Source organism: Sphingomonas sp. BK580 (assembly GCF_014194975.1).
In the GTDB taxonomy this organism is placed as follows: Bacteria; Pseudomonadota; Alphaproteobacteria; order Sphingomonadales; family Sphingomonadaceae; genus Sphingomonas.
Window position 1 is genome coordinate 25,044 of record NZ_JACIAY010000012.1, and the last position, 19,163, is coordinate 44,206.

Here is a 19,163-nt window from a genome sequence, read left to right on the forward strand (position 1 = left end):
CGCTTCCGTCACACGCAGCCCAGGTCCGCCAGCGTCGCGCGCACCGCGTCCAGCAGCGGCGTGCGCGGCTCCTCGCCCAGTGTCGCGAGCAGCCGCGCGTTGCTGAGTCGCAGCGGGCGCTGCCAGAGGTAGCGCATCTCCATCAGCTCGCGGGGCGTCTCCGCCACCAGCGCGGCGAGCCGCAGCTGCCACCACGGCAGCCGCCGGATCGGCACCGCCGGGTCGCCGAGCACGCGCACGATCGCCTCGACCATCTGCCGCCCGTCCGCGTCCCACTGGCCCTCGAGATGGTAGCGCGCGAGGGCGGGCAGGTCGGCGCGGTCGAGCAGCCGCGCGATCGTCTCCGCGACGTCGGGCAGATAGGCCCAGGCGTGCCCGACACCGCGGTGCCCCGGCTGGCGTACCACGCGCGGGCGCGCCCCCGGCGTCACCAGCCCCTGCGCGAACCAGTTGTTCGCCGCGCCCGGCCCGAAGAAGTCGCCCGCGCGCACGATGAGCACCGGCGCGGCGCCGCTCGCCGCCAGCGTCTCCAGCCGCCGCTCGAGCTCGACCCGGATCGCGCCCTTGCGCGTGGCGGGCCGCTGCGGCGCGTCCTCGTCGACTAGCGGGAGCGCGTCGGGCCCGTAATTGTAGACCGTGCCGGGCAGCACCACGCGCGCGCCGGTCACGCGCGCCGCGGCGATCGTGCTGTCCAGCATCGGCAGCACCTGCCCCGCCCAGTCGCGATAGCCCGGCGGGTTGACCGCGTGCACGATCACGTCTGTCCCCGCCGCGGCGCGCGTCACGGCGGCGGCGTCGCGCGCGTCGCCGCGCACCAGCTCGCAGCGCGGATCGAGCCGCATCGGCTCGCCGCGCACCAGCGCACGGACGCGCCATCCGCCGTCGAGCAGCCGTCGCGCGGTCGCCCCGCCGATGCCGCCGGTGGCGCCGAGTATCAGGGCCTGTCGCTCGCTCATGATCGTCCTCCTCGTTCGTGTCGGGCCGAGGATGGGGCCGCCCGGGATGATCGGAAATTGCCGATAATGGACGATCTGCTATACGCATATAGATGAACGGGGAGCCGAGCTGGGACGTCTATCGCAGCTTCGCCGCGGTGCTGCGCGAGCGCTCGCTGTCGGCCGCGGCGCGCACGCTGGGGCTGACGCAGCCGAGCGTCGCGCGCCACGTCGCTGCGCTGGAACAGGCGGTCGGGGGCGCGCTGTTCGTACGCTCGCCGCGCGGCCTGTCGCCGACCGACCGCGCGCTGGCGCTGCGCCCGCACGCCGAGGCGCTGGTCGCCGCGGCGACCGCGCTGCGCCGCGCCGGCACCGGATCACCCGACGCGCCCGAGGGCGTGGTGCGGGTCAGCGCGAGCCAGGCGGTGGGCGTGTGGCACCTGCCGCCGATCCTCGCCGCACTGCGCCGCGCGCATCCCCGGCTGACGGTCGAGCTCGCGCTGAGCGACTCGGTCGACGACCTGCTCCAGCGTCAGGCGGACGTGGCGGTGCGGATGGTCGAGCCGGCGCAGCAGGCGCTGGTGGCGCGCCGGGTCGGTGCGGTGCGGATCGGCTTCCACGCGCACCGCGACTATCTCGCGCGCTGCGGTACCCCCGCGACCGCCGCGGACCTGCGCGACCATGATCTCATCGGCCCCGACGCCGAGACCGCGTTCACCCGCGCCGCGGCGCGCTGGCTGCCCGGGCTCGATCGCGCGGCCTTCGCGCTACGCACCGACAGCGACGCAGCGCACGTGGCGGCGATCGCGGCGGGGTTCGGCATCGGCATCTGCCAGACCGCGGTGGCGCGGCGCGACCCCGCGCTCACACGCGTGTTACCCGCCGCGCTCGACATGGCGCTGCCGTTATGGATCGTGATGCACGAGGACCTGCGCGGCGGGGCGCGCTACCGCGCCGTGTTCGACGCGCTGGCGGAGGGTCTGTCGCGGGTCGCCACGGCCGACGCGCGCGCCCTTTCCCTCGCCCCGCCAGCGGAGTAGGAGCGGCGGGCGATGACCACCGCCGCTCCCCTCCTGCCCCCGGCCGACTGGCGCGACTTCCTCGCGCTGACCAAGCCGCGCGTGATGACGCTCGTCGTGTTCACCGGCCTGTGCGGCATGCTCGCGGCGCCGGTCGCGGTCGATCCGGTGCTGGGCTTCACCGCGATCCTGTGCATCGCGCTCGGCGCGGGCGCGGCGGGGGCGCTCAACCAATGGTATGAGGCCGATCTTGACGCGGTGATGAAGCGCACCGCGGCGCGCCCGCTGCCGGCGGGGCGGATGGAGCGCCAGTCGGCGCTGCACTTCGGCGTCGGGCTCGGCGCCTTCTCGGTGATCCTGATGGGGCTGGCGGTGAACCTCGCCGCCGCGGCGATCCTGACCGTCTCGATCCTGTTCTACGTGCTGATCTACACCGTCTGGCTGAAGCGTCGCACGCCGCAGAACATCGTGATCGGCGGCGCCGCGGGCGCCTTCCCGCCGCTGATCGGCTGGGCCGCGGCGACCGGCGAGGTGGCGCTGCTGCCGCTGCTGCTGTTCGCGCTCGTCTTCCTGTGGACCCCGCCGCACTTCTGGGCGCTCGCGCTGTTCGTGAAGACCGATTACGCCAACGCGGGCGTGCCGATGCTGCCCGTGGTGGCGGGCGAGCGCGTCACGCGACGCCAGATCGGGCTCTACACCATCCCGATGGCGCTGGTGGCGCTGGCGCCCTGGCCGCTCGGGCTGGCCGGGCCCGTCTACGGCGTGGTGGCGACCGCGATGACCGCGGTGTTCGCGCTGCTCGCCGCGCTGGTCGCCGCCGGGCGGACCAGCGCGGCGAAGCCGATGCGCCACGAGAAGCAGCTGTTCGGCTTCTCGATCCTGTACCTGTTCGTCGTGTTCGGAGCGCTCGTGGTGGATCGGTGGGTGGCATGACGCCGGAGGAACAGGAACTCGTCCAGAAGCGGCAGAAGGCGCGCGCGATCGTCGTGGCGCTGCTGCTCGCCGCCTTCGTGGTGCTGATCTTCTTCATCACCATCGCCAAGATCCACCAGGGCATGGGGCATTGAGCATGCCGCGGTCGTTCCTGGGGCTCACGCGCACCGGCCGCACCGCGCTGCTGGCGGTGCTGGGCATCTGCTTCATGACCGGGCTCGCCTTCGCCAGCGTGCCGCTCTATCGATTGTTCTGCCAGGCGACCGGGCTCAACGGCACCACCGGCCGCGCCGAGCGCGCGCCCGGCGGGGTGCACCGCTCGATCACGATCGCCTTCGACGCCAACACCAGCCCCAAGCTGCCGTGGCGCTTCCAGCCCGAGCGCGAGCAGGAGGTGGTGGAGATCGGCGCGCGCGACATGGCCTTCTTCGCCGCCACCAGCCGCGCCGCGCAGGAGACCACGGGCACCGCGACCTACAACGTCACCCCCGCGATCGCGGGCAAGTATTTCACCAAGATCCAGTGCTTCTGCTTCACGCAGCAGACGCTCAAGGCGGGCGAGTCGCAGCGCATGCCGGTGATCTTCTACGTCGATCCCGCGATCCTCACCGATCCGGACACCAGGGACGTGCAGACGATCACGCTCTCCTACACATTTTACCCGGTGGATTCCGCCGGACGAGCCGGCTAGACGAGAGCCGATAAGCGTAACGGGGAGAGCCGCGCATGGCGGGTGCCAAGAACCACGAGTACCACATCCTGCCGCCCAGCCCGTGGCCGCTGCTCAGCTCGATGGCGGCGCTGGTGCTGGCGACCGGTGGCATCATGTACATGCACCAGGCGGCCGCGGGCGGCTGGGTCTTCCTGATCGGCCTCGCCGCGGTGCTGTTCTGCATGTACGGCTGGTGGCACCAGGTGATCCGCGAGGCGCATGCCGGCGACCACACGCCGGTGGTGCAGCTCCATTTCCGCTACGGCATGATCCTGTTCATCGCCTCCGAGGTGATGTTCTTCGTCGGCTGGTTCTGGGCCTTCTTCGACTTCTCCCTGTTCCCGACCGCGATGTCCTTCGTCGACGGCCAGGTCGAGCGCGCCACCGAGGGAGCGGCGGCGATCGCGGCGCAATGGCCCCCCAAGGGGCTGGAGGTCATCGATCCCTTCGCCTTCCCGCTGCTCAACACGCTGATCCTGCTGTGCTCGGGCACCACCATCACCTGGGCGCATCACGCGCTGATCCATGACCAGCGCGGCGGCGAGAAGCGCGGCTTCTGGGGTCTGCTGGGCGTGGGCGACCGCGACGGCGTGCTCAAGGGACTGTGGGTGACGGTGGCGCTGGGCGTGCTGTTCAGCAGCATTCAGGCCTATGAGTACATGCACGCGCCCTTCCCGTTCAAGGGCATCAACTACGGCGCCGCCTTCTTCATGGCGACCGGCTTCCACGGCTTCCACGTGCTGGTCGGCACGATCTTCCTGATCGTCAACCTGATCCGCGCGTACAACGGCGCCTTCACGCCGCGGCAGCACTTCGGCTTCGAGGCGGCGGCCTGGTACTGGCATTTCGTCGACGTGGTGTGGCTGTTCCTGTTCGTCACCATCTACGTCTGGGGTGGCTGGGGCGCGCCGGTCCACGCGGGCTGAGGCGCATGTCGGGCGACGAGCGGATCGCGCCGCGACCGCTCGACGTCGGGCTGAGGGGATTGTGCCCGCGCTGCGGCGCGCCGACGTTGTTCGCCGGGCTGTTGCGCTTCGCCGAGCGGTGCGGCGTTTGCGGGCTTCGCCTCGCCGACTTCAACGTCGGTGACGGCCCGGCCGCTTTCCTCACCCTGATCTGGGGCACGATCGTGGTCGCGCTGGCGATCGCGCTCGAGCTCTCGCTGGCGCCACCCTGGTGGGTCCATGCCCTGCTCTGGGTGCCGCTGACGCTCGCGGGCGTGATCGCCTCGCTGCGGCTGGCGAAGGGCTGGCTGATCGCGGCCGAGTATCGCAACGCCGCGCGCGAGGGGCGGGTGGCGGAATGAGGCGCGTGCCGGTCGTGCCCACGCTGCTGGTCGCGCTCGCCGCGGCGGCGATGGTGGCGCTGGGGCTGTGGCAGCTGCTCGAGCGCAGGCCGCAGAAGGAGGCGCTGCTGGCGCAGCTCGCCGCCAACCCGAGCAAGCCGGCGGTCGCCTTCCCGCGCTTCCCCGACGAGACGCTGTTGTTCCGCCGTGCGAGCGCCTTCTGCCTCGAGCCCGTCGCGTTCGAGCGCGCGGGGGCGGGCGCGGCGGGGTTCCGCGTCATCGCGGTCTGCCGCACCGGGGCGGAGGGGCCGGGGCTGCGCGTCCAGATCGGCACGACGCGCGACGTCAAAGCGTCGCCGACGTGGCGCGGCGGGAGCGTCAGCGGCTGGATCGCGCACGCACCCGACGCGCGCCCGCTGATCGCGACGGTGATGGCGCCGCGCGCGCGCGAGCTGATGCTGGTGAGCGACCGGCCCGCGCCGGGGCTGGCGGCGAACGCGCCGCCGGACCCGGCGAGCGTGCCCAACAACCACCTCGCCTATGCCGTGCAATGGTTCCTGTTCGCCGGCGTCGCGCTCGTGGTCTACGTCGTCGCGCTGCGGCGGCGCGGCGAGGGGCGGCCGGACCGCTGAGATCCGGCCGACGTGGTGAGCGGCGGGCCGCCGGGCGCGGCGCGGCGGTGACGCGGACTTCCCGGCAAGCGCAGCGGCGGCGGACCGCCCTTCTTCCAGCCCGCGGTCGTCGCGGGAGTGACGTTCGCCGCCCGTCGCCTCGCTGCGGGGCCAGCCGGCGCGCGCCACGACCGTCCCCGCCGCGCCGACGCGGCACGTCCCTCCTCCTCGGCAGGAGCGGAGCCCAACCCTCAGCCGCGCAGCGCGGCGGGGACGATGCCGCCGTTCTGCTCGAGCGCGCGCATCACCGCGCGGTGGAGCCAGATGTTCATCTCGGCCGAGCCGTCGAGCGGGCCGCTATAGCCGAGCTCGGTGGCGAGCTCCTTGCGGTTGGACAGGCTCGAGTCGATGTCGAGCAGCTTCATCAGGTCGACGATCGAGGTGCGCCAGTGGAGGTCGGGGTTGCCCTTCGCCTGCGCGGTGGCGGTGAGCACCTGCTCGACGTCGACCGGCGCCGCGGGCGTAGCGGGCGCGGCGGGCGCGGCTGGGGCCGCGGGCGCGCCGCTCGCAGCCGGGGTCGCGGGGGTCGCCGGGGCGGCGGGCGGCGCGGCGTCGGCGGGGGCGTCGCGGTGGCCGCCGAACTGGCCGCCGAGCGGGCCTTTGTCGCCGAAGATCGCCGTCTTGATCGCGCCGAAGATGCTCATGTCGCTGTCTCCCATCAGATCCGAATCGTCCTCGGCAACGTCACGTCGGCGCGAAGGTTCACCCGTGCACTCGATCACCAGCGCGGCGGTGTCGTCCCAATTGTCCGCCTCGCCCCACAGCGCCCAGGCGCTCTGCTCGAGCGGCGTCTGCGGCGTGCGCGTGGCGACGCGCAGGCGACGCATCAGCTCGATGCTGGCCGGGCCGAGCGGTGTCTCGCCGCGGCGCGCGTCCCACGCGCCCGCCGCCTGCTCGGCATGGGTGCTGCGTGCGGTCGGCGGCGCGGGCACGCGCGCGCGCGCCGCGGCGGCGGTGAACCATTCGTCGCGCGCCTCGATCAGCGAGTCCCACTCGTCGTCGTCGAGGCGGTCCGGCCCCGGACCCATCACGCGCGCCTCCGCGGGAGTGAGCGCGCGCGCATAGCCGCGCTCGCCGGGCAGGCCCTGCTCGGCGCCGTGGAAGCCGTAAGGCGGCGGGAAGTGCGTGCGCCAGTCGCGCGCGTCGGTGTCCCACCACACGGCCGAATGTTGCGAATGTTGAGCCTCCGGCGCGCTCGCGTCGGCGATCGGAGCGGCCGGGGGCGGGGCGAGCACCACCAGCCCCGCCGCCTCGGCGCGCGCCCATTGCGCCGCGCTCCACTGGTGGCGCGCCGCGGCGTCGAGGTCGGCGACGTCGACCTCCTCGGCGCGCGCGGCGGCGACGCGCTGGAACCGGTCCGCCGCGGCGAGCGCGAGGATCGGCGCGAGCTCGCGCGCGAGCGCGTCGGCGGCGGCGGGATCGGGTGAGGCGGCGGCCGCGCCGCCGCCGGTCGCGTCGCCGCCCGCCGCGGCCCCGTCGGGTGCGGCGGGGTCGGCGGGTGCGGCGCCGCCGAGCAGATCGCGCAGCGCGCCGCTGCGCCGCGCCAGGAACAGCCCGGCGCGCGCGGCGCTGCCCTCGGCCGCGACGCAGTCGAGAAAGGCGTCGAACTCCTGCGCGACCAGCCGCGCCGCCTGCGCGTCCGCCGCGGGGGCGGACTCGACCTGACGGTCGAGCCGGTGGAGGAGCCCGAGCGCGAGCCGGTTGTCGTGGCGGTGACGCGTGACGGTGCTGCCGTCGGCGCGGACGTGGGTCTCGGTCTGGCCCTCGAGCGCGCGCACCATCAGCGTCTCGGCGACGGCCTCGCGCGCGATCAGGGTGGCGGCGCGCCAGCCGAGCGCGAAGGCGCTGCCCTTGGCCGAGCGGCGGAAGGCGAAGGCCGAGGTGGCGGAGAGCCCGACGCGCGCGGCGGCGCGCTCGACGCTGTCACCCTCGGCGATCGCCTCGAGGAAGGCGCGCTGGCGCTCGGCGGACCAGCCGTCAGCGCGGCGCGATGACGTGAGCGGGGTGACGAGCGGATCGGTGTGCGGATCGGTGGCGGGGGCGGGAGGCGTGTCGGCCCGGCGGGCGGGGTCGGTGATGCCTTCCATCGGGGTCATGACGGTCATGGGCGCGGCTCGCTGCGGCTGGGGAAGGCGGCGAGGGTGCGCGGTGTTGGACAGTGTAGGACAGGGGGCGCCGCATCGGGTCGTCGAAAGACGCGCAGGGGGCTTGTCGCGGATTGTGTAGCTACATAATGTAGGGATGGAGATCAGCTTCGATCCGGAGAAGCGCGCCGCCACGCTGAGGGAACGCGGGCTCGATTTCGCCGACGCCGCCAGGGTGTTCGATGCGCCGAAATTCGAGTTCGAAGACGACCGCTTCGATTATCCGGAGGTGCGGTGGTCGACGATCGGGCTGCTGGATGACCGAATGGTCGTGGTGATCTGGACCGAGGCCGAGAGCGGCCGTCGTGTCCTGTCGATGAGGAAGGCCAATGAGCGAGAACAAGCACGATACCGCGGCAAGCTCGCTTGATCCTGCGGATGACGCGCCGGAGTGGACGGACGAGCTGTTCGAGATCGCCGAGTTCTCGATCGGCGGCAAGGTCATCCGCCCCGCGACGGGCTATCTCGGTCCGAACGGCGTGGTGCGCGGCCGCCCGCCGCAGCGCGCGCGCGCCAAGCAGCAGGTGACGCTGCGGCTCGACCCCGACGTGGTCGAGCGCTTCCGCGCCGACGGGCCGGGGTGGCAGGGGCGGATCAACGACGCGTTGCGGAAGGCGGCGGGGCTGTGATGTCGAACTGCAGCGTCCGCTCGGCCGACCCGTCGTTCGGCAGAATAGTGCGTGCGCGGGGCTGATGGTGGGAGAGCTGAGATGCTACGAGATCTTTGCCGACTATTTTCAATTCTATCTTTGGGACGGGCGCTATCATCCCGACGATCTCGGCGTCTTCACCGACGAGGAATGCGCGCGGCACGTCAAGGTCGCTCCACACGCGCTCGTCATCATGCCGGTCCGTAACATGACCGTGCCGGTCGTACTCGACCTGCGCGACGCGGCGCCCGCCGATCCCAATCTGACCGAGTGGGATCATGTGGTCGACGTCAGCTTAACACTGCCGTCGGGCGAACTGGAGCTGGAAGCTTGGCAGGAGGAGCCGATTGACCGGATCTCGGTTGCGCCAGGCAGCTATCGTGTCCGGGTCTGCCTGGGCGGGCTCGACACGCTGAGCGAGGATGGATTGGAGGGTGACGACCACTATCGGCTGACGCTCTGGCCCGCCCCGGAGGCGCCGCTGACGGCGTGGAAACAGTATGTACCGTCGCCGGGGCGACCGTGACCGCGGCGACGCGCCACGGCGTGGTCCCCGTCGAGCGTGCCGTCGCCTGCGGTGGCGTGGTCTGGCCGGTCGCGCAGAGCTAGATCTTCCGCTACGCCGATCGACGATCGCCCGGACCAGCGCCATGACTTCTTCATGCGGGCTGCCCGGCTCGGTAGCGGCCGGTGCCTTCTCGACCTTGGTGCGGAACCGCGCGTCATAGGTGGGCGCCTCGTCGACGACGCGGCGTCAGGGACGATCGGTAGCTTCGCGCCATCATATTAGACGGCGACGATGCGCGGAAGCGCGCTCACCGTGCTGCCTTCGCGCGTTGCTCTAGAGGGTCGACCCCGATCGGTTCGCTTGGCGAACGGCGGCTCACGCGCGCTGGCCGATCGCCTGTCGTCGCACGGTAAGAAGGGAGACGACATCGTCGTGGCCGATCACGCGACCCTGCGGGTCGGGGCGGTGTCGGACATCGAGGTCTGCGACGCTATGACCCTCTCCAGTCTCGTGATCGACACGCTTTCCAGCCATGCGAGCAGCCTCAGCGCGCGCAGCAGTTTGGCGCGGTGCGGCGCTACTCCGCCGCCTCAGCCACCGCCTTCACGCCCGTCCCGCGCTTCCCCAGCAGCGGCTTGAGATACCGCCCGGTATAGCTCCGCTTCTCCTTCACCACCTCCTCGGGCGTGCCGACCGCGACGATCTCGCCGCCCTTGACGCCGCCCTCGGGCCCCAGGTCGATGATCCAGTCGGCGGTCTTGATCACGTCGAGGTTGTGCTCGATCACCACCACGGTGTTGCCCTGCTCCACCAGCGCGTGGAGCACCTCGAGCAACTTGCGCACGTCCTCGAAGTGCAGCCCGGTCGTCGGCTCGTCGAGGATGTACAGCGTGTTCCCCGTCGCGCGGCGCGACAGTTCCTTGGCCAGCTTCACCCGCTGCGCCTCGCCGCCCGAGAGCGTCGTCGCCTGCTGGCCGACCTTGACGTAGCCCAGCCCGACCTCGACCAGCATCGCCATCTTGTCGCGGATAGGCGGCACGTTGGCGAAGAAGCCCGCGGCGTCCTCCACGGTCATGTCGAGCACGTCGGCGATCGAGTGGCCCTTGAACTTCACCTCCAGCGTCTCGCGGTTGTAGCGCGCGCCGTGGCACACGTCGCAGGTGACGTAGACGTCGGGGAGGAAGTGCATCTCGATCTTGAGCACGCCGTCGCCCTGGCACGCCTCGCAGCGCCCGCCCTTGACGTTGAAGCTGAACCGCCCCGGCTTGTAGCCGCGCGCCAGTGACTCCGGCAGCCCGGCGAACCAGTCGCGGATCTGGGTGAAGGCGCCCGTGTAGGTCGCGGGGTTCGAGCGCGGGGTGCGGCCGATCGGCGACTGGTCGATGTCGATCACCTTGTCGAGATGCTGCAGCCCGGTGATCTTGTCGTGCTTGCCTGCGAGCACGCGCGCGCCGTTGAGCTGGCGCGCCGCCCCCGCGAACAGCGTGTCGATGGTGAAGCTCGACTTGCCCGAGCCCGACACGCCCGTCACGCAGGTGAAGGTGCCGAGCGGGATCGAGGCGGTGACGCCGGTGAGGTTGTTGGCGCGCGCGTTGTGCACCGTCAGCTTCTTGCCCGAGCCCTTGCGGCGCTTGGCCGGCACCGGCACCGCGCGCACGCCGTTGAGATAGTCGGCGGTGACCGATCCCTCGCTCGCCAGCAGCTCGGGCAGCGTGCCCTGCGCCACCACCTGGCCGCCGCGCACGCCCGCGCCCGGCCCCATGTCGATGACATAGTCGGCGGTGCGGATCGCGTCCTCGTCATGCTCGACCACCAGCACGGTGTTGCCGAGGTCGCGCAGCCGCCGCAGCGTGGCGAGCAGCATGTCGTTGTCGCGCTGGTGCAGCCCGATCGAGGGCTCGTCGAGCACGTACAGCACGCCCGACAGCCCGCTGCCGATCTGCGAGGCGAGGCGGATGCGCTGGCTCTCGCCGCCCGACAGCGTGCCCGAGGTGCGGTCGAGGTTGAGATAGTCGAGCCCGACGTTGTTGAGGAAGCCGAGCCGCTCGATGATCTCCTTGAGGATCCGCTCGGCGATGGCGCGCTGCTGGTCGCCGAGATGGTTCGGCAGATCGGTGAAGAAGGCGAGCGCGTCGACCACGCTCAGCCGGGTGGCGTGGCTGATGTCCTCGTTCGCGATCTTGACCGCGAGCGCCTCGGGCTTGAGCCGCGCGCCGTGGCAGGTCTCGCACGCCTGCGACGACTGGTACTTGGCGAGCTCCTCCTTGATCCACGCGCTCTCGGTGGAGAGCATGCGGCGGTTGAGGTTGCCGATCACGCCCTCGAACGGCTTCTTGACGTCGTAGCTCTTCTTGCCGTCGATGAAGGTCAGCGTCACCGGCTGCCCTTCCGTGCCGTAGAGGATCTTGTCCGCCACCTCGGGGTGGAGCTCGCCCCAGGGTGTGTCGAGCGAGAAGCCGAGCTCGCGCGCCAGGCTCGCCATCACCTGCATGTAATAAGGGGAGGGCGGGTTGCTCTTGGCCCAGGGCACCACCGCGCCCTTCTTGATGCTGAGCTCGTGGTTGGGGACGATCAGGTCCTCGTCGAACACCAGTTTCTCGCCGAGCCCGTCGCACGCCGGGCAGGCGCCCTGCGGCGCGTTGAACGAGAACAGCCGCGGCTCGATCTCGGCGATGGTGAAGCCGCTGACCGGGCAGGCGAACTTCTCGGAGAAGACGATCCGCCCCGGCGGCGCGTGGTCGCCCAGCACGACGCTCTCGGGCGTGCGCGGCTCGACGGGGTCGGCCGGGTCGACATAGGCGAGCCCGTCGGCGAGCTTCAGCGCGGTCTCGAAACTGTCGGCGAGGCGCGTCGCGACGTCCTCGCGCACCACCAGGCGATCGACCACCACCTCGATGTCGTGCTTGTACTTCTTGTCGAGCGCGGGCGCCTCGTCGATCTCGTGCACCTCGCCGTCGATGCGGACGCGGGTGAAGCCCGCCTTCTGCCACTCGGCCAGCTCCTTGCGATACTCGCCCTTGCGCCCGCGCACGACCGGCGCGAGCAGGTACAGCCGCGTGCCCTCGGGCAGCGCCATGACGCGGTCGACCATCTGGCTGACCGTCTGCGCCGCGATCGGCAGCCCGGTGACGGGCGAGTAGGGCACGCCGACGCGCGCCCACAGCAGGCGCATGTAATCGTAGATCTCGGTGACGGTGGCGACGGTCGAGCGCGGGTTGCGGCTCGTCGTCTTCTGCTCGATCGAGATCGCGGGGGAGAGGCCCTCGATATGATCGACGTCGGGCTTCTGCATCAGCTCGAGGAACTGGCGCGCATAGGCCGAGAGCGACTCGACGTAGCGGCGCTGGCCCTCGGCGTAGATCGTGTCGAACGCCAGGCTCGACTTGCCCGAGCCCGACAGCCCCGTGATCACGGTGAGCGTGTCGCGCGGGATGTCGACCGACACGTCCTTGAGATTGTGCTCGCGTGCGCCGCGGACGGAGAGGGTGGTAAGGGGCATGCGTTCGTCTGTTCCAGATTTGTTCGGGCAGGTCCAGCGCGGGGCGCTTGCCCGCGCGATGTGGGACGCTAGGCTGCGGGCGACAAGGCGCACACGGGCACGCGCCGGCACGGGAGCAAGCGATGCGGCAGGCTGAGCGGCGGAGCGGGCGGGCGCGCGGGCGAGCGGAGCGGCGCGGGGCGACGGCGGCGCGCGCGCTGGCCGGCGCGGCGCTGCTGGGGAGCGCGCCCGCGCTCGCCGCCGCGGCGCCGCCCGACCCCGCCCCGCTCGCGCCGCAGGGCAAATGGGTGGTCAACTACGGCGAGCGCGGCTGCGCGATGGCGCGCGCCTTCGGTCCCTCGGACTCGCCCGTGATCGTGGCGTGGCGCTCGCTGCCGTTCAGCGACCGCGTCGAGCTGAGCGTGCAGCGCCGCCTCGGCCAGCGCGGGCTGCGCCGCGGCGTGCTCACGATCGCGGTGGAGGGGCGCGGCGACGAGACCAGCTACGAGGCGTTCAACGGCACCGGCGACAAGCGCCGCACGCTGCGCGGCTGGACCAGCCCCGCGCTGTTCGCCGACCTGCCCGAGCGCGCGGTGCTGACGCTCACCCCCTCGAGCGAGCCCGCGCTGGCGGTGTCGCTGGTCGGCACCGCGCGCGCGCTCGCCGCGCTGGCGCGCTGCAACGACGATATCGCGAAGACCTGGGGCATCGCGCCGGGCGAGCGCGAGGCGGTGGCGACCGAGGCGCAGTTGCGCGGCAACCCGGCGCGCTTCATCGGCCCCGAGGATTACGCCAAGGCGGCGGTGGCGCGCGGCGAGCTCGGCACCTCGGCGCAATTGTGGACGATCGACACCGACGGGCGCGTCAGCGAGTGCCGCACCGTGATCCCGAGCGGCAGCGAGGCGCTCGACAAGGCCGGCTGCGACGCGGCGCGGCTGCGCGCGCGCTTCACCCCCGCGACGGGGCGCGACGGCCGGCCGATGACGAGCCACACCACCCAGGTGATCAAGTGGGAGCTGCCCGGCGCGTGGCAGGACGATCCCGCCTATCGCGCCTATGTGCGCCAGCGTCGCGAGGCCGCGCGCGGCGAGGGTTGATCGCCCGCGCGCGTGTCTTACCTCTGTGGTACACAGGAGGTGCGCATGGGCAAGAAGAAGGGTGCGGACGGCAAGGGTTCGGGCGCGGGCGCCGGCAAGGACGCGGGCAAGAGCGCGGGCCGGTCGGCGAAGCTGCCCAAGGAGCTGTTCGGCGTGAAGCTGCCCAAGGAGCTGCGCCGCCAGGGCGAGGCGTGGATCGAGCGCGCCCAGTCGCCCGCGGGCCAGCAGGCGATCGCGAGCGCGCTGACCGCGGTGGCGGGCGTCGCCGCGAGCGCGGTCGCGGCCAAGGCGGCGGAGAAGGCCGCGAGGAACGCGGCGCCGGCGGGCGGCGCGGCGGAGGCGCCGGGTGCGGGCGCAGGGGAGGCGGGCGCCGGCGGTGGCCAGCGCACGCGCGAGCAGGAGATCGGGGACGCGGTGACGCGGGTGGCGACGGCGTTCTTCGGTAAACTTGGTACGAGACAGTGACAACGTACCAGCAAAAATAAGAACATCAAAGGCTCAATAAAAAAGGCCCCTTCGAGGAACATCGAAGGGGCCTTATGCTTCGCGTCGACTATATTGTGATTCGTCAAGCAGCCTGAGCGGGGGAAGCTGTGTACTGTATGACTGCACGACGCTCGGGTATTATGTACGAATTTCTAACGACATCCATCTCTTTTAGAAGAAGCTCTTTGAGAGCCTCTGGCAAAGCGTCATAGGCTGCGCTATCCTGCTCAACTTGCGCCCGAATGCGGTCTTTCGTGATCGCCATGGCCTGCCCTCCTCCAGTCACTCAACATCCTCTAAACCGACATCGGAGATCTGTCCAACCGCTTTCACAAAGGCTTGTTCCAGTTCTAGATGAACCTTTGTAACTCTTGCAATTTTTGGAACCGAACCGGCTTTATTCCAAGATACGGTATAACCCTTGTTGTCTTTTCGAACGGGTGCCTGAAATAGCTCTCGGTAGAAACTAGGAGCAACGCCCTCGAACGGCTCAAAAGAAACAACGTGTTTAGGAGCCTCTTTATCGCTTCCGCTATCTGTTGCTGATGGGGTGGCATCAACGGAGACGATATCGCCGTATAACTCCTCCGTCATGCTCTTTGGATACGGCTCAACGTAAACCACTCTAATTATGCCAGAGGCGATGATATGCCGAGCACACATATGGCAAGGAAATGTAGTAGAAAAGATTTGACCGTTACCGATTTTGATCCCACGCCTAGCTGATTCGGTAATCGCATTCATCTCTGCGTGGACAACCCGACCAAACTCAATAAGATTTGAAGCTCTTATGTTTTTAAATGAGCTTTTAAATTTTCCAAATATCAACTCATCAACGATATCTTCTGATGACTTGCCATCTGGTAACTTCACTATCTTCTCTCTATCAAGAAGATCTATTAGTTCTTGTATAATCTCCACCTTCTTTACGGCGTTAAAATCTTTTTCTGTTTTATAATCACGATTGTCTAACGCCTCATCCATGTCAGGCCAATAACATCCGCCCCTGGCGATCGGCACTTCATTACATCCGGATGCTACTAGATGACTATCACTATCCACAATGACTGCACCAATTTGCCTTGATAGGTCTGCCGATCTGTACGACTTAGCTTTTGCTTCATACATAAAGAACTCGTCCCGAGTAGGCGTTATGTATGGGCTATTAAAGTATAAATCTAAGAATCTGTCTAACGCAATTTTAAAATTACCAGACACACGGATAAATAGGTCCGCTAATGGGAATGTGTCTCTTAGATTTTGCCCAATCTTATCACCGTCCCTTTTGGCATCAATTTCTATCAGGCTTTTTACGGATTCCGAAAACTCGTCTTCATTGGTTTTGGCGTACGATTTCGCAATCACGTTACCGAGCCTAGACCGTCTCTCGCCACGAGAAGCGAATCCAGATATTAACACAAAGTTATTGCCGTATAATCTCCGAAGTGTCTCAACCTCGTGAGGATGTTTAAGTGAGTCGATTATGTAGCAAGTATTGTATGCTGGAACGTCTGGCTCGGTGATACCAATGCGCTCAAGTCTGTCCTTGCGATCGGCTCGAATGTTAGTTATGATAAGCGGGACTATTCCGTCACCCTTATTAGTTTGTTGTCGTATATGGTCCCCTGCTGCCATAAGAAGCTTGATTCTTTCATCTTGTTTAGCATCTGCTATCTTCTTGGCGAGTTCCTCTTTGCAAGCCACTTCTATCAATTTGCTAGCCCTTATAACTACGCTTTCGTACTTAAAGGCGGATAGTGACTCTTCCAGCGTTTGTGCAAGTAAATGCAGATCCGTTCCAATTGGACCGGCAAGGGCAAATATAAGTTCGGGCTTCTTAATGTCCTCCAATTTCGTCCCCCTTATCCGCTGAAACCGTCGCCTGACATCCTGCGACCATGTCTTATAATCGCGTGTTTCTGGAACTAAGCACAGTGTTCAGGTTCATACTGGGGCAAACGATCATGGGGAGAGCTCAGGCGCCTCGAGTCCGACCAAATTAGCTGAGCGCTGCAACCGGACGTTAGTGGCTTCTTGGTGCATGTTCGTGCTTGAACCACGAGTAGTAAATTAGAGAGTCGATATGCCACCCAACGACAAACGCCTCGCCGCCGAAGCCGCCGTCGCCGAGGTCACCCCCGGCCTCCGCGTCGGCCTCGGTACCGGCTCCACCGTCGCGTACTTCATCGACGCGCTCGCCGCGCGCGTCCGTGACGGGCTCGCGATCCGCGCCGTCGCCACCAGCCTCGCCAGCGCCGAGCGCGCGCGCGCCGCGGGCATCGCGGTCGACGACTTCGCCGATGTCGCCCACGTCGACCTCACCGTCGACGGCGCCGACGAACTCGACGCGCATTTCTACGCCATCAAGGGTGCGGGCGGCGCGCTGCTGCGCGAGAAGATCGTCGCCGCCGCCTCGGCGCGGATGGTGGTGATCGCGGACTCCTCCAAGCAGGTCGCCGCGATCGGCGCCGCCAAGCTGCCGGTCGAGGTGATCCCCTTCGCGCGCGCCTTCGTCGCCGCGCGGCTCGCCGCGCTGGGCGCCGCCGTCACCCCGCGCGACTCGCTCACCGACAACGGCAACCTCATCCTCGACGCGCGCTTCGCCGCCTTCCCCGAGCCGCGCGAGCTCGCCCGCGCGCTCGACGCCATCCCCGGCGTGATGGGGCACGGGCTATTCCTCGACGAGGTCGACGCGGCCTATGTGGCGCAGGGCGGCGTCGTTACGCGACTGGAACGCGCGGCGACGAGGCGTTAAGGATGCGGTGAATCGGGCAACCGGCGGTGCGCCGGTGCGTTCGATCGCGCGAGGTCCGGGGCGGTGACGTGCCCGGCGCGCGCCGTTCTTCTCACGGTGTGACCTAACCTGTTGCGACGACACGAAGCGAGGGGCTGACATGACTGATACCGCTACCATCAACGCGGACGTCCACGAGGACGGCAGCCCCGAGCGGCTCCAGATCGACACGATCCGCACCCTGTCGATGGACGCGGTGCAGAAGGCCAACTCGGGCCACCCCGGCACGCCGATGGCGCTCGCGCCCGTCGGCTGGACGCTGTGGACCAAGTTCCTCCGCTACGACCCGCGCCACGCCGACTGGCCCAACCGCGACCGCTTCGTGCTGTCGGTCGGCCACGCCTCGATGCTGCTCTACTCCCTGCTGTATCTCGCCGGGGTCGAGGAGATCGACGCGGACGGCAACAAGACCGGCCAGCCCGCGATCAGCCTGACCGACATCGAGCAGTTCCGCCAGCTCAACTCCAAGACGCCGGGCCACCCCGAGTATCGCCACACCACGGGCGTGGAGACCACCACCGGCCCGCTCGGCGCGGGCTGCGGCAACTCGGTCGGCATGGCGATCGCCGAGCGCTGGCTCGCGGCGCGCTACAACCGGCCGGGCTACGACCTGTTCTCGCACGACGTCTACGCGCTGTGCGGCGACGGCGACATGATGGAGGGCGTCGCGGCCGAGGCGGCGAGCCTCGCCGGGCACCTCAAGCTCAGCAACCTGTGCTGGATCTACGACAGCAACCATATCTCGATCGAGGGCGGCACCGATCTGGCGTTCGACGAGGACGTCGGCGCGCGCTTCCAGGCCTATGGCTGGAACGTGATCCACGTCGACGACGCCAATGACGTGGGCGCGCTGACCGCGGCGATCGAGACGTTCAGGAAGACCGACGACCGGCCGACCTTCATCGTCGTCCACTCGGTGATCGGCTGGGGCAGCCCGCGCGCCGGCACCGAGAAGGCGCACGGCGAGCCGCTCGGCGCGGAGAACGTCGCGAAGACCAAGGAGGCCTATGGCTGGCCGGTCGACAAGGACTTCTACGTCCCCGAGGGCGTGAAGGAGGCGTTCGGCGCGGCGGTGGCGTCGCGCGGGGCCACGGCGCGCGACGAGTGGGTCGCGCTGTTCGACCGCTATCGCGCCGCGTTCCCCGAGCAGGCGGGCGAGCTCGACCTGCTGCTCAAGGACGAGCTGCCCGACAGCTGGGACAGCGAGATCCCGACCTTCGACGCCGACGCCAAGGGCGTGGCGAGCCGCGACGCCGGGGGCAAGGTGCTCAACGCGATCGTCAAGAAGGTGCCGTGGCTGGTCGGCGGCTCGGCCGACCTCGCGCCCTCGACCAAGACCGACGTCAAGGGCGCGCCCTCGTTCGAGGCGAACAACTACGGCGGGACGAACTTCCACTTCGGCGTGCGCGAGCATGCGATGGGCGCGGTGGTCAACGGCATGGCGCTGTCGCACCTGCGCGCCTACGGCTCCACCTTCCTGGTGTTCCTCGATTACATGCGCGCGCCGGTGCGGCTGGCGGCGATCATGGAGATCGGCGCGGTCTACGTCTTCACGCACGATTCGATCGGCGTCGGCGAGGACGGGCCGACCCACCAGCCGATCGAGCATCTCGCGACGATGCGCGCGATCCCGGGCCTCGACACGATCCGCCCGGGCGACGCCAACGAGGTCGCGGCGGCGTGGCGCGCGGTGATGAAGTCGGCCGACCACCCGACCGCGCTGGTGCTGTCGCGCCAGGCGCTGCCGACGCTCGACCGCTCCAAGTACGCGAGCGCGGACGGCGTGGAGCAGGGCGCCTATGTGCTGGCCGACGCGGCCGAGGGCGGCGTGCCCGACGTCATCCTGATCGCGACCGGCTCGGAAGTGGGGCTCGCGGTGGCGGCCTATGAGCAGCTCGTCGGCGAGGGCGTGAAGGCCCGCGTCGTCTCGATGCCGAGCTGGTTCCGCTACGAGCGCCAGGACGCCGCCTACAAGGAGAGCGTGCTGCCCAAGGCGGTGAAAGCCCGCGTCGCGATCGAGATGGCGGGCTCGCTCGGCTGGGACCGCTATGTCGGCTTCGAGGGGCGGCAGATCACGATGTCGACCTTCGGCGCCTCGGCCCCGATGGCGAAGCTGCAGGACAAGTTCGGCTTCACCGTGGAGAATGTCGTCAAGGTCGCCAAGGAGGCGATGGGGCGGTAATCTGCGGCCGGGGCGCGGGTGGCCGTCGTGCCGGCGACCGCCCACTCCCGTCATCCCCCCGCAGGCGGGGATCCAGACGCGCCGACGTCGGCGATGGAGCCGTGCGGTTCGCGCGTCTGGATCCCTGCTTCCGCAGGGATGACGGGAGTGGGGGATGACGTGAGAATTGGATGACGGAGTGAGGGGGATGGGCCGGCGATCACTCCACTGCCGCCGCCCCGCCCGCCCGCACAGGCTTATTTGGCGCCCCCGTCGCCCCTATATCGGCG

19 protein-coding genes are annotated in these 19,163 nt (G+C 69.0%); 14 read left to right on the forward strand and 5 right to left on the reverse strand.

Annotation, left to right across the window (positions count from 1 at the left end; all coding sequences use genetic code 11):
• Window positions 1-8: 8 nt before the first annotated feature.
• Entirely contained in the window at window positions 9-956 is a 948-nt protein-coding gene (locus FHY05_RS17985; RefSeq protein WP_183945820.1) for an NAD-dependent epimerase/dehydratase family protein, read from the reverse strand.
• A gap of 92 nt (window positions 957-1,048) precedes the next feature.
• Here FHY05_RS17985 and FHY05_RS17990 point away from each other — a divergent pair, with 92 nt between their 5' ends.
• The 7 genes from FHY05_RS17990 to FHY05_RS18020 are packed head-to-tail and all read left to right on the forward strand — an operon-like array spanning window position 1,049 to window position 5,516.
• Window positions 1,049-1,975, forward strand: a complete 927-nt coding sequence (locus tag FHY05_RS17990) for a LysR family transcriptional regulator (protein WP_183945821.1) — start codon at window positions 1,049-1,051, stop codon at window positions 1,973-1,975.
• 12 nt (window positions 1,976-1,987) lie between these two features.
• A complete protein-coding gene (locus FHY05_RS17995) occupies window positions 1,988-2,887 on the forward strand; it encodes a heme o synthase (RefSeq protein ID WP_183945822.1) in 900 nt (299 codons plus the stop codon).
• The gene (locus FHY05_RS18000; protein ID WP_183945823.1) at window positions 2,884-3,021 is read left to right on the forward strand and encodes a hypothetical protein; all 138 of its coding nucleotides are present in this window, start codon (window positions 2,884-2,886) and stop codon (window positions 3,019-3,021) included. The genes FHY05_RS17995 and FHY05_RS18000 overlap by 4 nt, the downstream gene beginning before the upstream one ends.
• 2 nt (window positions 3,022-3,023) lie before the next feature.
• A complete protein-coding gene (locus FHY05_RS18005; RefSeq protein WP_183945824.1) occupies window positions 3,024-3,578 on the forward strand; it encodes a cytochrome c oxidase assembly protein in 555 nt (184 codons plus the stop codon).
• A 35-nt stretch (window positions 3,579-3,613) separates the two neighbouring features.
• On the forward strand, window positions 3,614-4,525 hold the full coding sequence (locus FHY05_RS18010; RefSeq protein ID WP_183945825.1) for a cytochrome c oxidase subunit 3: 912 nt from the start codon (window positions 3,614-3,616) through the stop codon (window positions 4,523-4,525).
• Between the two features lie 5 nt (window positions 4,526-4,530).
• Window positions 4,531-4,905, forward strand: coding sequence for a DUF983 domain-containing protein (locus tag FHY05_RS18015; RefSeq protein ID WP_183945826.1), 375 nt, complete (start codon window positions 4,531-4,533; stop codon window positions 4,903-4,905).
• The gene (locus tag FHY05_RS18020) at window positions 4,902-5,516 is read left to right on the forward strand and encodes an SURF1 family cytochrome oxidase biogenesis protein (RefSeq protein WP_183945827.1); all 615 of its coding nucleotides are present in this window, start codon (window positions 4,902-4,904) and stop codon (window positions 5,514-5,516) included. Before FHY05_RS18015 ends, FHY05_RS18020 begins: the two co-directional genes overlap by 4 nt.
• Before the next feature lie 230 nt (window positions 5,517-5,746).
• Here the strand turns inward: FHY05_RS18020 and FHY05_RS22835 are convergent, their stop codons facing one another.
• A complete protein-coding gene (locus FHY05_RS22835; protein WP_311732517.1) occupies window positions 5,747-7,660 on the reverse strand; it encodes a DUF3597 domain-containing protein in 1,914 nt (637 codons plus the stop codon).
• Between the two features lie 136 nt (window positions 7,661-7,796).
• Between FHY05_RS22835 and FHY05_RS18030 the strand changes: the two genes are divergently transcribed.
• The 3 genes from FHY05_RS18030 (at window position 7,797) to FHY05_RS18040 (ending at window position 8,875) form a co-directional block, all read left to right on the forward strand.
• Entirely contained in the window at window positions 7,797-8,069 is a 273-nt protein-coding gene (locus tag FHY05_RS18030) for a BrnT family toxin (protein WP_183945828.1), read from the forward strand.
• Window positions 8,029-8,328, forward strand: coding sequence for a BrnA antitoxin family protein (locus tag FHY05_RS18035; protein WP_183945829.1), 300 nt, complete (start codon window positions 8,029-8,031; stop codon window positions 8,326-8,328). The genes FHY05_RS18030 and FHY05_RS18035 overlap by 41 nt, the downstream gene beginning before the upstream one ends.
• A gap of 64 nt (window positions 8,329-8,392) precedes the next feature.
• Entirely contained in the window at window positions 8,393-8,875 is a 483-nt protein-coding gene (locus FHY05_RS18040) for a hypothetical protein (protein WP_183945830.1), read from the forward strand.
• A gap of 559 nt (window positions 8,876-9,434) precedes the next feature.
• On the opposite strand, the gene uvrA is transcribed toward FHY05_RS18040, so the two are convergent.
• Window positions 9,435-12,356 (reverse strand): excinuclease ABC subunit UvrA, encoded by a 2,922-nt coding sequence (uvrA, locus tag FHY05_RS18045; protein ID WP_183945831.1) that lies wholly within the window; start codon window positions 12,354-12,356, stop codon window positions 9,435-9,437.
• Window positions 12,357-12,478: 122 nt separating this feature from the next.
• Between uvrA and FHY05_RS18050 the strand changes: the two genes are divergently transcribed.
• Both FHY05_RS18050 and FHY05_RS18055 read left to right on the forward strand, forming a co-directional pair.
• Window positions 12,479-13,432 carry an energy transducer TonB gene (locus FHY05_RS18050; protein ID WP_183945832.1) on the forward strand — a complete coding sequence of 318 codons (954 nt, stop codon included), beginning with the start codon at window positions 12,479-12,481 and terminating at the stop codon, window positions 13,430-13,432.
• 45 nt (window positions 13,433-13,477) lie between these two features.
• Window positions 13,478-13,897 carry a hypothetical protein gene (locus FHY05_RS18055; protein WP_183945833.1) on the forward strand — a complete coding sequence of 140 codons (420 nt, stop codon included), beginning with the start codon at window positions 13,478-13,480 and terminating at the stop codon, window positions 13,895-13,897.
• A gap of 103 nt (window positions 13,898-14,000) precedes the next feature.
• Here FHY05_RS18055 and FHY05_RS18060 read toward each other — a convergent pair whose 3' ends face one another.
• Complete coding sequence (locus tag FHY05_RS18060; protein WP_183945834.1) at window positions 14,001-14,183, reverse strand: hypothetical protein; 183 nt, start codon at window positions 14,181-14,183, stop codon at window positions 14,001-14,003.
• A 17-nt stretch (window positions 14,184-14,200) separates the two neighbouring features.
• On the reverse strand, window positions 14,201-15,769 hold the full coding sequence (locus FHY05_RS18065) for an anti-phage dCTP deaminase (protein WP_183945835.1): 1,569 nt from the start codon (window positions 15,767-15,769) through the stop codon (window positions 14,201-14,203).
• A 232-nt stretch (window positions 15,770-16,001) separates the two neighbouring features.
• On the opposite strand from FHY05_RS18065, the gene rpiA reads away from it, so the two are divergent.
• Window positions 16,002-16,673 (forward strand): ribose-5-phosphate isomerase RpiA, encoded by a 672-nt coding sequence (gene rpiA / locus FHY05_RS18070; RefSeq protein ID WP_183945836.1) that lies wholly within the window; start codon window positions 16,002-16,004, stop codon window positions 16,671-16,673.
• Between the two features lie 139 nt (window positions 16,674-16,812).
• A complete protein-coding gene (tkt, locus tag FHY05_RS18075) occupies window positions 16,813-18,894 on the forward strand; it encodes a transketolase (protein ID WP_183945837.1) in 2,082 nt (693 codons plus the stop codon).
• Window positions 18,895-19,163 lie beyond the last annotated feature (269 nt).